Here is a 14,175-nt window from a genome sequence, read left to right as displayed (position 1 = left end):
CGAACTGCACCGCAGAGTGGTCAGAAGCGTTGAAGTTCCCTTCGTCAGGGTATTTTTCGCCTCGCCAGTTGCGGTAGCCAAAGGCCGATCTGCTCGACAGATTCGCGCAATAAGAGATATGGCCCGCCTTGCGTGAGCCTCCATGCCTGGCATGGATTTGAAACTGCCCTGGGTGCCGTCGGCGCCTCCTGAAAAACAACAACTATTGATCGGCCGCATGACGGCTGTTCAGCAGGTGAAGGGGATTACCATGCAACATTCGCAAGCCGTGACACTGGGTGATAGCCGTGCTGTTTCGTCGACGGTCAAACTGTACGTCTGGGCCGCAGTCATCCTGATTATTGCCGAGTCGATCGGCGCCATCAGTATTCCCTTGGGTCCCGGCAAAGTGGTACTGCTGCCAATGGTCTGGGCATTGCTGATTGGTGCGGGCATTGGCCTGATCAGTCGTCGGGTGCCGGGCACCATCGGCCTGGATTATGGCGATCAAATGCGTTCCGCTTCGATTCTGCAACCTGCGCTGCTGGTGTTCATCGCCAAGCTGGGCATGGTGGTGGGCGGCTCCTTGCCAGTGGTGTTTGCTTCTGGCTGGGCGTTGGTGTTTCAAGAGTTCGGCCACTTTGTCGGCACGGTTATCCTTGGTCTGCCGGTCGCCTTGATGCTGGGGATCAAGCGCGAAGCGATTGGCGCGACCTTCTCGGTGGGTCGCGAGCCTAGCCTGGCGATCATCGGCGAGCGCTACGGCATGGACTCTCCCGAAGGACGCGGCGTATTGGCCGAATACCTGACCGGCACTTTGTTCGGCGCGCTGTTCATTGCCATCGTCGCCGGCTTTATTGCCAGCCTTGGGATCTTCCATCCCAACTCGCTGGCAATGGGTTCCGGCATCGGTTCGGGCAGCATGATGGCCGCCGCCGCTGGCGCCATCGCGGCCCAGCAGACGCCGGAAGTGGCCAAGGAAGTCATGGCGCTCGCTGCCGCGTCCAACTTGATCACGACCACCATCGGCACGTACTTCACGCTGTTCATCTCGTTGCCGCTGGCAGTCTGGGGCTATCGCGTCCTTGAGCCGATCATCGGCCGCACCACCAAAGCTTCGGTTTTGACCTCCGGGCCGAAGCACGACGACGTGCAGCTGGAAGTTCGCGAACTCGGCTGGCCTGGCAAGATCAGCGCGTGGCTGGCAGCGGGCGCTTTGGCCTTGATTGCCAACTATGTGGGCTATAAGACGCTTTCATCGGCAGCCTTCGGTGGCGTGGCGATCATGATCCTGGCCGTATTCATCGGCGAGATGCTGTGTGTTGCCTTGCGGCGCAAGATCCCGGCGGTGTGCACTGTCTCGGTGGTCGCGATGTTCATGACTTCGCCGCTGTGCCCTTGGGCGGCGCAGATTTCACAGATGGTTGGCGCGGTGAACATGCTGGCGGTGATCACCCCGATGCTGGCCTTCGCGGGCCTGTCGATTGCCAAGGATTTGCCGGCCTTCCGCCTGCTGGGCTGGCGCATCGTGCTGGTGTCGTTCCTGGCGAACTTCGGCACGTTTATCGGTGCTGTGATGATTGCCGAGTTCTTCCACTAGACCACGGACTGTTGGAGCGTGGCTTGCCCGCGAACCGGACCTACGGCTTCGCGGGCAAGCCTCGTTCCAACAGTAGTTGGCATCAACGCATCAGCGCCTGTTCCACCAACCAGTCGTGCACCGCGCGGCGCGCCGGAGTGTTGAGCGCGCCTTCGCGGTAAACCAGAACATATTTTTTTCGCGCTGCAATAGGATGGCCGAACGGCACGATCAATGAGCCTTCTTCCAACTCGTTGGTGATCAGCGCCTTGCGCGCGATGGCCACGCCCATGCCCATGATCGCTGCCTCGATGGTCAGGTGATTGCGATTGAACGTGTGGCCGCGCCGCACATCGATGCCGGATGCGCCAATGGCGTTCAGGTAAAACTCCCACTCTGCGTATTCATAGCTGCCGCGCCAGGCCGTGATGTCGTGCAGCAACGGGTAATGCACCAGTTGGCTGGGCGTATCCAGCGGCGGCTTGCCTTGCTGCAGGGCTGGGGAGCAGACCGGAAACAACTCCTCCTCCAGCAATGACGTGGTCATCAGGCCCGGATAACTGCCGTCGTTGAGGTCGATGGCCAGATCGAAGTCGTCGTCGCGCAACGAGCCGCTGCTGTCTTCGGCGACGATACGCAATTGAATGTCCGGGAACGCCTGTTCCAGCAGCGGCAGGCGCGGCATCAGCCACTTGCTGAGGAACGACGGAATGCAGCGCAGCTTGAACACTCCGCCGATTCGGCCGGAGTGTAGCAGGCGCAGTTCGTCATCGATGCGGCTGTGCACTTCGTTGGCCACCACCGCCAGGCGCTGACCTTCGGCGGTCAGTTCCAGCCCGCGCCCGACCCGATGAAACAGCGCGAAACCCAGGCGTTCTTCCAACTGGCGCATCTGCTGGCTGATGGCGCCGGGCGTGACATGCAGCTCATCCGCGCAACGAGTGAACGACAGGTGCCGGGCAGCGCAGGCGAAGACTTGAAGCCAGGCGTGCATTTGCGCGTTGAGGATTTTGCTCATTGATCAGTTCTGCTTAACCGTGGCTTAGGAAGTTTCGTTTGTCGATCAGCCGGGCAATGCCAAGAATGCCAAGCATAGAAAAGTGGTTCTTCAAGCCTCTCACGAATCGAGAAATCTGTATGGCTATCAGCGTCTTCGACATGTTCAAAATCGGCATCGGCCCTTCCAGTTCTCATACCGTGGGACCGATGCGGGCTGCGGCGATCTTCAGCACCCAATTGCGTGAAATGGAGCTGCTGGACAAGGTCGAGCGAGTCGAAGTGCGTTTGTACGGTTCGTTGTCCGCAACGGGAATTGGTCATGGCAGCGACCGGGCCGTGGTTATCGGCTTGATGGGCGAATGGCCCGATCAGGTTGACCCGGCTCAAGTCGCCCCGCGTGTGCAAGCGGTGCTTGAGGCGCAGGTATTGCTGCTGGCGGGCGACCATCAGATCACGTTCGACTGGCAGCGCGACATGCGCTTGCTGGAAGAAAGCCTGCCTTATCACCCCAACGGCATGACGCTCTGCGCCTATGGTGCCACTGGCGAGCTGTATGAGCAGACTTATTATTCGGTGGGCGGCGGTTTTGTCATCGATGCCGAACAGGCGGCCAGCGGCGTCCTGGACAGTGATACCACGGAACTGCCTTACGATTTTTCCAGCGGCGCGCAATTGTTGCGTCTGTGCAAAAAACACGGGTTGAGCATCTCCGGTTTGATGCTGGAAAACGAAAAAGTCTGGCGCACCGAGACAGAAATCCGCGCGAAGGTCATGCATATCTGGAGCGCCATGCAGGCTTGCGTGAACAAAGGCTTGAGCGAGGAAGGTATTCTGCCTGGTGGCCTGAATGTGCGGCGTCGTGCGTTCCGTCTGCATCGCAGCCTGCAGGAGCTGGGCAAGCCGAACGTGATCAGCTCGACCTTGAGCGCCATGGAATGGGTCAACCTGTTTGCCCTGGCGGTCAACGAAGAGAACGCAGCAGGCGGGCGAATGGTCACTGCGCCCACCAACGGCGCGGCGGGAATTATCCCGGCGGTCCTGCATTACTTCATGAAGTTCAACCCTGATGCCAACGAAGACGACGTCGTGCGGTTCTTCCTGAGCGCAGCAGCGGTGGGGATTTTGTGCAAAAAGAATGCGTCGATTTCCGGCGCGGAAGTCGGTTGTCAGGGCGAAGTCGGTTCGGCGTGCGCCATGGCGGCGGCGGGCCTGGCAGAGATTCTCGGCGCGACTCCGGAACAAGTGGAAAACGCAGCCGAAATCGGGCTGGAACATAACCTGGGGCTGACCTGCGATCCGGTGGGCGGTCTGGTGCAAGTGCCGTGCATCGAGCGCAATGCCATCGCGGCGGTAAAAGCCATCAATGCCGCGCAAATGGCCATGCGCGGCGACGGCGAACACTTCATCTCCCTCGATCAAGCCATCCGCACCATGCGCGACACCGGCGCCGACATGCTCGACAAATACAAGGAAACATCTCGCGGCGGGCTGGCGGTGAAATGGGTGGAGTGCTGAACCCGTTGGAGCGAGGCTTGCCCGCGAAGGGATCAATCCGGCGACACCTTTATCGCCTGACCTGAAGCCTTCGCGGGCAAGCCTCGCTCCAACAGATACACCGCGATCCGTGGGACCGGATTTATCACGCGGCGGGTTGGCGGTGAAATGCTGATAATGCGACGTTGAAATTGGCTCATTCCTGTGGGAGCGGATTTGTTAATCCCGCGGCAATTCCTGCTCCACCAGACTCGTCCACACGGCAACACCCGGCTCGATGGCCTGGTCGTTGAAGTCGTAGTACGGGTTGTGCAGCGCCGCCGAAGGTTTTTCGCCATCCACGCCGAGCCAGACATAAGCACCCGGACATTCATTGAGCATGAACGCGAAATCCTCGGACGCCATGGACGGATTGCAGCCCCACTGAACCTTGTCTTCGCCCACCGCCGCAATCGCCGCACGACGAATCGTCGCGGCCGCATCGACATTATTTTCCGTGACCGGGTAACCGACTGTGTAAGCCAGCTTGCCGCTGACACCGAACGCCGTCGGCAGTTGCTCGACGAATTCGCCGATCAGCTTTTCGACCTTGTCGCGAACCGGCGATTGCAGGCAGCGCACCGTGCCGCGCAACACAGCGGTTTCCGGAATCACATTGATCGCTTCACCGGCATTGAACTGGGTGATGCTGATCACTGCTGAGTCCAGCGGCGAGAGGCGCCGCGAAGTAATGGTCTGCAAGCCCAGCACCAGTTCCGCTGCGGCAACAATCGGATCGGCACCTTTGTCCGGCATGGCGGCGTGGCTGCCTTTGCCGGTCAGGACGATTTCGAACGTATCCAGCGACGCCATCATCGGTCCCGGATTGATCACTACGTGCCCGGCTGGCACGCCCGGCCAGTTATGCAGGCCGTAAATCGCCTGCATCGGGAAGCGCTTGAATAAACCGTCTTCGATCATCTTGCCGGCACCGCCGAGATTCTCCTCGGCAGGCTGAAACACGAAATGCACGGTGCCGCTGAAATTGCGCGTCTCGCTCAGATGGCGAGCGGTGGCGAGCAAAATGGCGGTATGCCCGTCGTGACCGCACGCGTGCATGCAGCCCTTGTGATTCGAACTGTGGGAATGTTTCGCCAACTCTTGAATCGGCAGCGCGTCCATGTCGGCACGAATGCCGATGGTCGGGCCATCGCCGGTGCGCAGCGTACCGACCACACCAGTGCCGCCGAGGCCGCGATGGACCTCGATGCCGAAGCTTTCCAGCAACTGCGCAACCCGTTCAGAGGTGCGCAGCTCTTCAAAACCCAGCTCAGGTGCCGAGTGAAAATCGCGACGCCAGGCGATGGCATCCTCGATCAGATTCTTGGAAACAGTCATCAGATTTACTCCAGGCTCGCGCCGTAGCCAAAACTGACCGCAGGCACCGCTGCGGTTTCGACCCAGACGCTTTTGACTTCGCTGTACTCGCGCAATGCATCAAGGCCAGACGAACGGCCATAACCGCTCTCCCCATAGCCGCCGAATGGCGAACTGACGTGGATAGTCTTGTAGCCGTTGACCCAGAAGGTCCCGGCCCGCACTTGCTTGGCGACGCGGTGGGCGCGCCCGACATCACGGGTCCATACGCCTCCTGCAAGGCCAAAGCGGCTGTCGTTGGCGATGCGGATCGCGTCGGCTTCATCCTTGAACGGAATGGCCACGACCACTGGACCGAAGATTTCTTCCTGGGCGCAATACAGCGCGTTATTCCCGGCAAGAACCGTTGGGTTTACGTAGTAACCCGGACCCTTTGGCAACGGATCGGCATCGACGCCGACCAGTTTGGCGCCGTCTTTCAGCGCGCCTTCGACCATGGTTTTGACGTGGGCGTACTGTTTGGCGTTGTTGATCGGGCCGATCTGGGTGTCTGGATTGCTCGGATCGCCGACCTTGAATTGCTTACCCGCAGCCGCAAGGGCGGTGGTGAAGCGCTCGAAAATCGATTCCTGAACCAGCAGTCGCGAACCGGAAACGCAGCTTTGCCCGGCACCGGAGAAAATCGCTGCCTGAGCGCCGCGCAGGGCGACTTCCAGATCGGCGTCTTCGAAGACGATATTGGCGGACTTGCCACCCAGCTCCATGACGCACGGAATGCAGCGTTGCGCAGCGGCGATGGCGATGTGGCGGCCAGTGGCTGGCGAACCGACGAATACCACTTTGCGGATATCGGCCTTGGCGATCAGCGACTGGCCGATGGTGTGGCCGAATCCGGCAATCACGTTGACCAGCCCTTTGGGCACGCCAGCACGTTCGATCAAAACAGCGACGGCCAGGGAAGACAGTGCGGTCAGCTCGGACGGCTTAAGAATCACCGCGTTACCGGCAGCGATGGCCGGAGCGATCTGCCAGCCGCAGGTGAAAATCGGCGCGTTCCATGGGGTGATCTGCAGGACTGTGCCCAATGGTTCGTAAGTCACGTAATTGAGGTGCGAGGTCGGCACCGGAATCACTTCGCCGTGCAGCTTGTCGGCCCAGCCTGCGTAGTATTCGAACATCTCGGCGACTTTCGCCACCTCGACCGTCGCGTCGCGGATCGGCTTATTGGCGGTCAGGGATTCTATCTGCGCCAGGTTGGCGGCTTCCTGGCGAATCAGCGCGCCGACCTGATACATCAAGCGGCCACGCGCCTGAGCGGTCAATCCGGCCCACTGGATTTGAGCGGTTTTCGCCGCCTTGTCGGTCACTTCGACCAATGAGTCATCAGCGTCGGCGTAGCTCAGCATCAGGCTGTCATCGTGGGCGTTGCGCACTTCAACCGGTGCGCCATGGCCTGCGACGAATTCGCCGCCGACATAGCTGCCGACGGTGCTGCGGTCGCCCCAATACGGGCGCATCAGTTCGAGAATTTTTTGCGTGCTCATGGGTTATTCCCCTTTGCCGAACAGCTGGGCATCGGTGCGTTGCACGATGCAGTTGAAGTCTTCGCCATCAGGCAGCGTTTCGCTGCTGGCGGCCCACAGTTGCGCGACGATGCGCGCCAGCGGCAAGTCAAGATCCAGGCTCGCAGCCAGATCGGTCGCCAGGCCGACGTCTTTGCGCATCAGGCCCATGGTGAAGCCAGAGTTGTAGGTTTTGTTCAGCACCCAGGTCGGAAACATCACTTGGGTCGCGCCGCTGCGGCCGGAGCCGGCGTTGAGGCCGAGCATGAGTTTTTCCGGATCGACGCCAGCCTTGACCGCCATGCTCACCGCTTCGGCAGTGCTGATCAGGTGGCAGGCAGCGAGCATGTTGTTAGCGATTTTCGCCACGTTGCCTGCGCCGCATTTGCCGACGTGTACGCGGGTGCCACTCATGCCTTCGAGGACTGGCAACACTTTGGCCAGGTCATCGTCTTCAGCGCCGATCACCATCGACATGGTGCCGGTGGCTGCGCCTTTAGGGCCGCCGGAAACCGGGGCGTCGATAAAGCCGATGCCTTTTTCAGCCAGGGCAGCGGCGACCTTGCGGCTGGCCTCAGGTGTGGAAGTCGTGGTGTCGACGACGATCAGGCCACGGTTGCCTTGTGCGAGGATGCCGTCAGCGCCAAGGCATACCGCTTCGACGTGTTCGGCCTTGGGCAGCGACAGAATCAGCACGTCGACCTGTTTGATCAATGCTGTTCTGTTGGTGACCGGCTTGACGCCCTTGCTCTCGGCCGCGATCAGCGCTGCCGACGACAAATCGAAGCCGCTGACGTCAAAGCCTTTGCTCGCCAGGGTCGCAGCCATGCCGCCACCCATGTTGCCCAACCCAATCACACCTACTTTTATAGTCATCTCGAAATGCTCGCTTAGCTGTTTGGCACGCAAGGCCGCACGTTCAGTTTTAATTGCGGATGGCTCGAGTATGGACATCGGTCTGCCCACGCAGCAATAATCGCTAAATTCATTTTTGTTGCGTTCAGCGCAACGCAGGTGGTTATGAGTCTGGTTCAAGATCGACGCATCCTGTATTTCTTCGAAGCTGTGCGTTTGGGCAGCGTGCGCGGCGCTGCGGACTTTCTCGACGTGGCGCCTTCAGCGGTCAGCCGACAGATCGCCCAACTCGAACACGAGCTGGGCACGCCGCTGCTGGAGCGGCATCGACGCGGCGTGAAGCCGACGGAGGCGGGGGAAAAGGTGCTGGGTTATTACCGCCAGCGCCTGTCGCAGCAGGAAGTTTTGCTCGAATCGCTGCAAGCCTTGCGCGGGTTGCAAAGCGGCTCCGTGATCCTGGCAATCGGCGAGGGTTTCATCGATGGGCTGGCCGAACCGCTGGCCAAATTCTCGACGCTTTACCCCAAGGTCGAACTGCAAGTAAATGTCTGCGGCACCAACGAAGTGATTCGTCAGGTCGTGGAAGACGAGGCGCATATCGGCTTGGTCTTCAATCCGCCGACCGATCCGAAAATCCGTTCACACGCCCATCAGAAGCAGCCGGTCTGCGTGGCGGTCAGCCCCGATCATCCGCTCGCGCAGGCGCAGGGCCCACTGCCGCTCAAGGGGCTGGACACTTATCGCCTGGGATTGCTTGGCGTGTCTTACGGTATTCGCCAGATCCTGACTCAGGCCGAGCAGCAGTCCGGGGTTTCGCTGATTCCAACCCTGACCTGCAACACCTTCGCCATGCTCAAACGCTTCGCCATGCAAGGCGGCGTCACCTTGCTGCCGACCTTCGTCATGGTCGATGAGCTGGAAAGTGGCAAGCTGCTGGCGCTGCCCCTGGAATCCGAGGTGTTCAGCAATTCTCAGGTGCATCTCATCAGTCGCCTGGGCAGGCAGCTGAGCGTGGGATCGAGTCGTCTGTTGAATCAGCTGATGCAGGAAATGACTGCGTTTCAGGGGCGCTGAGCAGCGGCCCCAAACGCAAAACCCCCGTATCGCGGGGCGATTACGGGGGTTTTGAGGTTGATCAAGCTGCGTGCGGGGGCACGCAATCGATCAGACGTTGAAACGGAAGTGCAGCACGTCGCCATCTTTGACGATGTAGTCTTTACCTTCCAGACGCCATTTGCCTGCTTCCTTGGCACCGGCTTCGCCCTTGTACTGGATGAAGTCGTTGTAGGCGATGCATTCGGCGCGGATGAAGCCTTTTTCGAAGTCGGTGTGAATCACGCCAGCGGCTTGTGGTGCGGTGGCACCGACGCGGACGGTCCAGGCGCGGACTTCTTCGACGCCAGCGGTGAAGTAAGTCTGCAAGTGCAGCATTTCGTAGCCTGCGCGGATTACGCGATTCAGGCCTGGCTCTTCGAGGCCCAGGGCTTCGAGGAACATGTCCTTCTCTTCGCCGTCATCAAGCTCGGCGATTTCGGCTTCGATCTTGTTGCAGACCGGCACCAGCATTGCGCCTTCTTCTTCGGCGATGGCGCGGACTACGTCCAGCAGCGGGTTGTTCTCGAAGCCGTCTTCGGCAACGTTGGCAATGTACATGACCGGCTTGGTGGTCAGCAGATGGAAGCCACGAACCACTGCCTTGTCGTCAGCATTCATGTTCTTCATCAAGGTGCGCGCTGGCTTGCCTTCGGTGAAGTGCGCGATCAATTGCTCCAGCAGGCCTTTCTGGACCACTGCATCCTTGTCGCCGCCCTTGGCATTACGGGTGACTTTCTGCAGCTGTTTTTCGCAGCTGTCGAGGTCGGCGAAGATCAGTTCAAGGTCGATGATTTCGATGTCGCGCTTTGGGTCGACGCTGTTGGAAACGTGGATCACGTTTTCGTCTTCAAAGCAGCGCACGACGTGAGCGATCGCATCGGTCTCGCGGATGTTGGCCAGGAACTTGTTGCCCAGGCCTTCGCCCTTGGACGCACCGGCAACCAGACCAGCGATGTCGACGAATTCCATGGTGGTCGGCAGGATGCGCTTGGGATTGACGATGGCCGCCAATGCCGCAAGGCGCGGATCCGGCATAGGCACGATTCCGGTGTTCGGTTCGATGGTGCAGAAGGGGAAGTTCTCCGCTGCAATCCCGGACTTGGTCAGGGCGTTGAACAGAGTGGATTTGCCGACGTTGGGCAGGCCGACGATGCCGCAATTGAAGCCCATGATGTTTCCCCTCGAGTGATGTCAGGCCTTCTGGCTGTGCAGGTTTTTCATCGCTCGGTTCCATTCCCCGGCGAAGATATCCGGCAGCACGCCGAGGGCAAAGTCGATACTGGCGTCCAGTTTTTCCTGTTCGGCGCGAGGCGCTCGACCCAGGACAAAACCGGAGACCTTGCTGGCGTCGCCCGGGTGGCCGATGCCAAGCCGCAAGCGGTGAAAGGTGTTCTGGTTACCGAGCTGCGCGATGATGTCGCGCAGCCCATTGTGACCGCCATGGCCGCCGCCCTGCTTGAGCTTGGCAACGCCCGGAGGCAGATCAAGTTCGTCGTGGGCCACCAGGATCGCCTCGACCGGAATACGATAGAAACCGGCGAGTGCCGCGACGGATTGGCCGCTGCGGTTCATGAACGTGGTGGGGATCAACAGACGAACATCCTGACCCTGGTGACTGAAGCGCCCGGTCAGGCCAAAAAATTTGCGCTCGGCGACGAGACTGACTCGTTGCGCGTCGGCGATACGTTCAACAAAAAGAGCCCCTGCGTTATGCCGGGTCTGTTCGTATTCAGCGCCTGGATTTCCCAGGCCAACGATCAGTTGTATGGCAGTCACGACAGGGGCCCTTCTTTTGAGCTGTGGATAACACCGCTGCTGACAGCGGCAAAGTGGGACAAAAACTGCTCATTTACCATGATGTAAACTCCGCGATCCTGCCCTATTTGCCTGCTGTTTTTCACGGTGCTTCCCGAGCAACTCCGGCGTTACCAAGTAATGAATTACTCGGCGGTGCCTTCTTCTGCTGCGTCTTCGGTCGGTGCAACGCGTGGAGCGTGAACGTTGGCAACAGCCAGGTCGTTACCGTGAGCCAGTGCCACGAACTCAACGCCTTTAGGCGCTTTCAGGTCGGACAAGTGCAGGATCGAACCGATTTCCAGAGCAGACACGTCTACTTCGATGAACTCAGGCAGATCTTTCGGCAGGCAGGTTACTTCCAGTTCGGAAGTTACGTGCGAAACTTCGCCGCCTTTCTTGACCGGAGCTTCTTCACCAACAAAGTGTACAGGCACGATAGCGGTCAGTTTCTGGCCAGCTACAACGCGTACGAAGTCAGCGTGCATCACGTGGCCTTTGGCCGGGTGACGTTGCAGAGCTTTGATGATGACGTTTTGCTTTTTGCCAGCAATGTTCAGCTCGATGATGTGGCTGTACGAAGCTTCGTTTTCCAGCAGCTTGGCAACTTCTTTGGCCAGCATGCTGATGGACTCAGGGGCTTTTTCGCCACCGTAGACTACAGCTGGAACCAGGCTTGCGAGACGACGCAGGCGGCGGCTCGCACCTTTCCCCAGGTCGGAACGCAGTTCAGCATTCAAAGTAAAATCGTTCATGTTGTTTCTCCAAATTAACCACATTCGTCTTCGCGTTTGCGACCAGCGCTAAGACGGTATGGGCAAAAAAGCCCCGCCCTGACCGAATGTCAGGGCGGGGCGCTTTTCGTCAACGAGATATCTGCCGGGCTAAACCCTAGCGGAACATCGCGCTGATCGATTCTTCGTTGCTGATGCGGCGGACCGCCTCGGCGACTACCGGAGCAATATCCAGTTGACGGATACGGCTACAGGCCTGTGCTGCAGCGGACAACGGAATGGTATTGGTAACCACCAGTTCGTCCAGCACGGAATTTTCAATGTTTTCGATCGCCCGACCCGACAGCACAGGGTGTGTGCAGTAGGCAAAGACCTTGGCAGCGCCATGCTCTTTCAAGGCTTTAGCCGCGTGGCACAAGGTGCCGGCGGTATCGACCATGTCATCGACCAGAATACAGGTACGCCCTTCGACATCACCGATGATATGCATCACTTCAGAGTGATTGGCTTTCTCACGGCGCTTGTCGATGATCCCGAGATCAACACCCAGGGATTTGGCAACGGCACGTGCACGCACGACGCCACCGATATCCGGGGAAACGATCATCAGGTTTTCGAAGCGTTGGTCTTCAATGTCATCCACCAGAACGGGGGAGCCGTAGATGTTGTCTACCGGAATATCGAAGAAACCCTGGATTTGGTCAGCATGCAGATCAACCGTGAGAACACGATCGATCCCCACCACAGTAAGCATGTCAGCAACGACTTTCGCGCTGATAGCCACACGTGCGGAACGCGGACGGCGATCCTGACGGGCATAACCAAAGTAAGGAATCACCGCAGTGATTCGGGACGCTGAGGAGCGGCGGAAGGCATCAGCCATCACGACGAGTTCCATCAGGTTATCGTTGGTCGGTGCGCAAGTCGGCTGAATGATGAAGACGTCTTTACCGCGGACGTTTTCATTTATCTCAGTGCTGATTTCGCCATCGGAAAACTTGCCGACGGAGACATCACCTAGTGGGATATGCAGCTGACGTACGACACGTCGAGCCAGATCGGGGTTTGCATTCCCCGTAAAGACCATCATCTTGGACACGCGCAGTACCTAGAGGCTGAGGGTAACCTGGATGAGTATAGAAAATGGCAGGGGCGGCTGGATTCGAACCAACGCATGGCAGGATCAAAACCTGCTGCCTTACCGCTTGGCGACGCCCCTGTATTTGTTGCATCGAGTACCCAGTACTCGGTTCCTTTTAGAGCAAGTCTTGCAGCTTGCGATGCAACATTGACACGTTGCTTCCCTTTGCTACAAACCCTGTAAGGGTCTCTGTCAGAAGGGCCGAGACTTTATCAGCTTCAGCTTTGTTTGGGAAGGCCCCAAACACACAACTTCCAGTTCCGGTTAATTTTGCTTCGGTAAAATTACCTAACAAATTCAAAGCGTTACGTACATCTGGGTAACGCCTCGCTACAACCGGTAAGCAGTCATTTCGACTGTTTCCCTTGGGAACGGGGCGCACTTTAATGGGAGGAGTGTTACGTGTCAACAGCGGATCTGAAAAAATTTCTGCTGTACTTACAGATACTTGCGGCACGAGCACCAGATACCACGGTTCTTCGGGGTCTACGGGGGTGAGTTTTTCGCCCACACCCTCAGCAAATGCGGCGTGTCCACGCACGAAAACCGGCACGTCCGCGCCTAGCGTCAGGCCCAGTGCTGCGAGTCGGTCTTCGTCCCAGTCCAGCTTCCACAAATGATTCAAACCGAGCAGCGTCGTGGCGGCATCGGAGCTTCCGCCGCCGATTCCGCCGCCCATGGGCAGCCGTTTTTCCAGCCAGATGTCCATGCCGAGGGTGCAGTCGGATTGTTTTTGCAGCGCGCGGGCTGCCTTGACGATCAGATTGCTGTCGTGCGGAACACCGGGAACGTCGGTTTGCAGGCGAATCTCGCCATCTTCCCGAACAGCGAAACTGAGTTCGTCGCCGTAATCGAGAAACTGAAAGATGGTTTGCAATTCATGGTAGCCGTCAGGGCGACGGCCAAGAATGTGCAGCATCAGGTTCAGTTTTGCCGGGGCAGGCAAGGTCAGGCGAGGTGCGCTCATGGCTATTGCCCCAGTTTGCGCGGTTGCCAGTCCTTGATCACCAGCGTGACATCGAGGTCCTGACCATGCAGTTTGACGCGTTCGGGCAGCCAGTAGCCGTTCTGCTCGACGTAGCTTAGGTATTCAACCTGCCAGCCGTCCTGTTCGAGGCTTGCCAGGCGGCTGTCGCCGTCCAGCTGCAGACGGCTTTTGCTGTCCGGTGCGGGAAGGCCGCGTACCCACCAGACCAGATGCGAGACCGGCAGTTTCCAGCCCAGTTGATCCTGCAAGAGTGTTTCCGGGTCCGGCGATTCGTAGCGGCCCTGGTTGGCGACTTCCAGGCTGACGGCGCCGGGGCGGCCGGTCAGGCGAGCCGCGCCACGTCCCAGTGGGCCGGACAGGCGAATGTCGTAGTAATCCTGACGTTGCAGCCAGAACAGCGTACCGCTGCCCGAATCCTTGGGCGCGCGGATGCCGACCTTGCCGTTGATCTGCCAGCCATCGAGGCTGCTCAACTGCTGTTTGTGCTGGCGCCATTGCGCCGGATCTCCCTTGCCCTCCAGGGCTTCACGGGAAGAAATACCGGCGCAGCCGGCGAGCAGGGCGATGAGGCTGAATACAATTACGTGGCGCAAAAACAT

Annotated in this window: 13 protein-coding genes and 1 tRNA gene; 3 read left to right on the top strand and 11 right to left on the bottom strand. The window is 59.1% G+C overall.

The features are described from left to right. Positions 1–250 precede the first annotated feature (250 nt). Positions 251–1,579 carry a DUF3100 domain-containing protein gene (locus AFK24_RS11175; RefSeq protein WP_065833329.1) on the top strand — a complete coding sequence of 443 codons (1,329 nt, stop codon included), beginning with the start codon at positions 251–253 and terminating at the stop codon, positions 1,577–1,579. Between the two features lie 82 nt (positions 1,580–1,661). Here AFK24_RS11175 and AFK24_RS11170 read toward each other — a convergent pair whose 3' ends face one another. Then, positions 1,662–2,576 carry a LysR substrate-binding domain-containing protein gene (locus tag AFK24_RS11170; RefSeq protein WP_065833295.1) on the bottom strand — a complete coding sequence of 305 codons (915 nt, stop codon included), beginning with the start codon at positions 2,574–2,576 and terminating at the stop codon, positions 1,662–1,664. Positions 2,577–2,695: 119 nt separating this feature from the next. Between AFK24_RS11170 and AFK24_RS11165 the strand changes: the two genes are divergently transcribed. Further along, positions 2,696–4,072 carry an L-serine ammonia-lyase gene (locus tag AFK24_RS11165; RefSeq protein WP_065833294.1) on the top strand — a complete coding sequence of 459 codons (1,377 nt, stop codon included), beginning with the start codon at positions 2,696–2,698 and terminating at the stop codon, positions 4,070–4,072. Between the two features lie 198 nt (positions 4,073–4,270). Here AFK24_RS11165 and AFK24_RS11160 read toward each other — a convergent pair whose 3' ends face one another. From AFK24_RS11160 to AFK24_RS11150, 3 genes are read right to left on the bottom strand one after another with little or no spacing between them, the layout of a single operon-like run. Continuing rightward, the gene (locus AFK24_RS11160) at positions 4,271–5,428 is read right to left on the bottom strand and encodes a M20 aminoacylase family protein (protein ID WP_065833293.1); all 1,158 of its coding nucleotides are present in this window, start codon (positions 5,426–5,428) and stop codon (positions 4,271–4,273) included. 5 nt (positions 5,429–5,433) lie between these two features. Continuing rightward, a complete protein-coding gene (locus AFK24_RS11155; protein ID WP_065833292.1) occupies positions 5,434–6,951 on the bottom strand; it encodes an aldehyde dehydrogenase family protein in 1,518 nt (505 codons plus the stop codon). A gap of 3 nt (positions 6,952–6,954) precedes the next feature. Continuing rightward, positions 6,955–7,845 carry an NAD(P)-dependent oxidoreductase gene (locus AFK24_RS11150; RefSeq protein ID WP_065833328.1) on the bottom strand — a complete coding sequence of 297 codons (891 nt, stop codon included), beginning with the start codon at positions 7,843–7,845 and terminating at the stop codon, positions 6,955–6,957. Positions 7,846–7,989: 144 nt separating this feature from the next. Here AFK24_RS11150 and AFK24_RS11145 point away from each other — a divergent pair, with 144 nt between their 5' ends. Continuing rightward, positions 7,990–8,898, top strand: a complete 909-nt coding sequence (locus AFK24_RS11145; protein WP_065833291.1) for a LysR family transcriptional regulator — start codon at positions 7,990–7,992, stop codon at positions 8,896–8,898. A 90-nt stretch (positions 8,899–8,988) separates the two neighbouring features. Here AFK24_RS11145 and ychF read toward each other — a convergent pair whose 3' ends face one another. The 7 genes from ychF to lolB all read right to left on the bottom strand — a co-directional run bounded on the left by ychF (position 8,989) and on the right by lolB (position 14,175). Continuing rightward, positions 8,989–10,089, bottom strand: a complete 1,101-nt coding sequence (ychF, locus tag AFK24_RS11140) for a redox-regulated ATPase YchF (RefSeq protein ID WP_065833290.1) — start codon at positions 10,087–10,089, stop codon at positions 8,989–8,991. 21 nt (positions 10,090–10,110) lie between these two features. Beyond that, positions 10,111–10,695 (bottom strand): aminoacyl-tRNA hydrolase, encoded by a 585-nt coding sequence (gene pth / locus AFK24_RS11135; RefSeq protein ID WP_065833289.1) that lies wholly within the window; start codon positions 10,693–10,695, stop codon positions 10,111–10,113. A 164-nt stretch (positions 10,696–10,859) separates the two neighbouring features. Next, positions 10,860–11,468, bottom strand: coding sequence for a 50S ribosomal protein L25/general stress protein Ctc (locus tag AFK24_RS11130; protein ID WP_065833288.1), 609 nt, complete (start codon positions 11,466–11,468; stop codon positions 10,860–10,862). A 136-nt stretch (positions 11,469–11,604) separates the two neighbouring features. Continuing rightward, positions 11,605–12,546 carry a ribose-phosphate pyrophosphokinase gene (locus AFK24_RS11125; RefSeq protein WP_002552145.1) on the bottom strand — a complete coding sequence of 314 codons (942 nt, stop codon included), beginning with the start codon at positions 12,544–12,546 and terminating at the stop codon, positions 11,605–11,607. Positions 12,547–12,591: 45 nt separating this feature from the next. Beyond that, a tRNA-Gln gene (locus AFK24_RS11120) sits at positions 12,592–12,666 on the bottom strand. A 37-nt stretch (positions 12,667–12,703) separates the two neighbouring features. Next, positions 12,704–13,555 carry a 4-(cytidine 5'-diphospho)-2-C-methyl-D-erythritol kinase gene (gene ispE, locus AFK24_RS11115; protein WP_065833287.1) on the bottom strand — a complete coding sequence of 284 codons (852 nt, stop codon included), beginning with the start codon at positions 13,553–13,555 and terminating at the stop codon, positions 12,704–12,706. Between the two features lie 2 nt (positions 13,556–13,557). After that, on the bottom strand, positions 13,558–14,175 hold the full coding sequence (gene lolB, locus AFK24_RS11110; RefSeq protein ID WP_065833286.1) for a lipoprotein insertase outer membrane protein LolB: 618 nt from the start codon (positions 14,173–14,175) through the stop codon (positions 13,558–13,560).

Source organism: Pseudomonas syringae, assembly GCF_001698815.1.
GTDB classification, from domain to species: domain Bacteria; phylum Pseudomonadota; class Gammaproteobacteria; order Pseudomonadales; family Pseudomonadaceae; genus Aquipseudomonas; species Aquipseudomonas syringae_A.
Note: the sequence above shows the minus strand (reverse complement) of the source record. Positions and strands in the feature narration are given on the sequence as shown.

Bases quoted from the DNA above. Each gene is read 5' to 3' on its own strand.
- AFK24_RS11175 (WP_065833329.1), top strand. From the start codon at position 251: ATGCAACATTCGCAAGCCGTGACACTGGGTGATAGCCGTGCTGTTTCG.
- AFK24_RS11170 (WP_065833295.1), bottom strand. From the start codon at position 2,576: ATGAGCAAAATCCTCAACGCGCAAATGCACGCCTGGCTTCAAGTCTTC.
- AFK24_RS11165 (WP_065833294.1), top strand. From the start codon at position 2,696: ATGGCTATCAGCGTCTTCGACATGTTCAAAATCGGCATCGGCCCTTCC.
- AFK24_RS11160 (WP_065833293.1), bottom strand. From the start codon at position 5,428: ATGACTGTTTCCAAGAATCTGATCGAGGATGCCATCGCCTGGCGTCGC.
- AFK24_RS11155 (WP_065833292.1), bottom strand. From the start codon at position 6,951: ATGAGCACGCAAAAAATTCTCGAACTGATGCGCCCGTATTGGGGCGAC.
- AFK24_RS11150 (WP_065833328.1), bottom strand. From the start codon at position 7,845: ATGACTATAAAAGTAGGTGTGATTGGGTTGGGCAACATGGGTGGCGGC.
- AFK24_RS11145 (WP_065833291.1), top strand. From the start codon at position 7,990: ATGAGTCTGGTTCAAGATCGACGCATCCTGTATTTCTTCGAAGCTGTG.
- ychF (WP_065833290.1), bottom strand. From the start codon at position 10,089: ATGGGCTTCAATTGCGGCATCGTCGGCCTGCCCAACGTCGGCAAATCC.
- AFK24_RS11130 (WP_065833288.1), bottom strand. From the start codon at position 11,468: ATGAACGATTTTACTTTGAATGCTGAACTGCGTTCCGACCTGGGGAAA.
- ispE (WP_065833287.1), bottom strand. From the start codon at position 13,555: ATGAGCGCACCTCGCCTGACCTTGCCTGCCCCGGCAAAACTGAACCTG.
- lolB (WP_065833286.1), bottom strand. From the start codon at position 14,175: ATGTTTTTGCGCCACGTAATTGTATTCAGCCTCATCGCCCTGCTCGCC.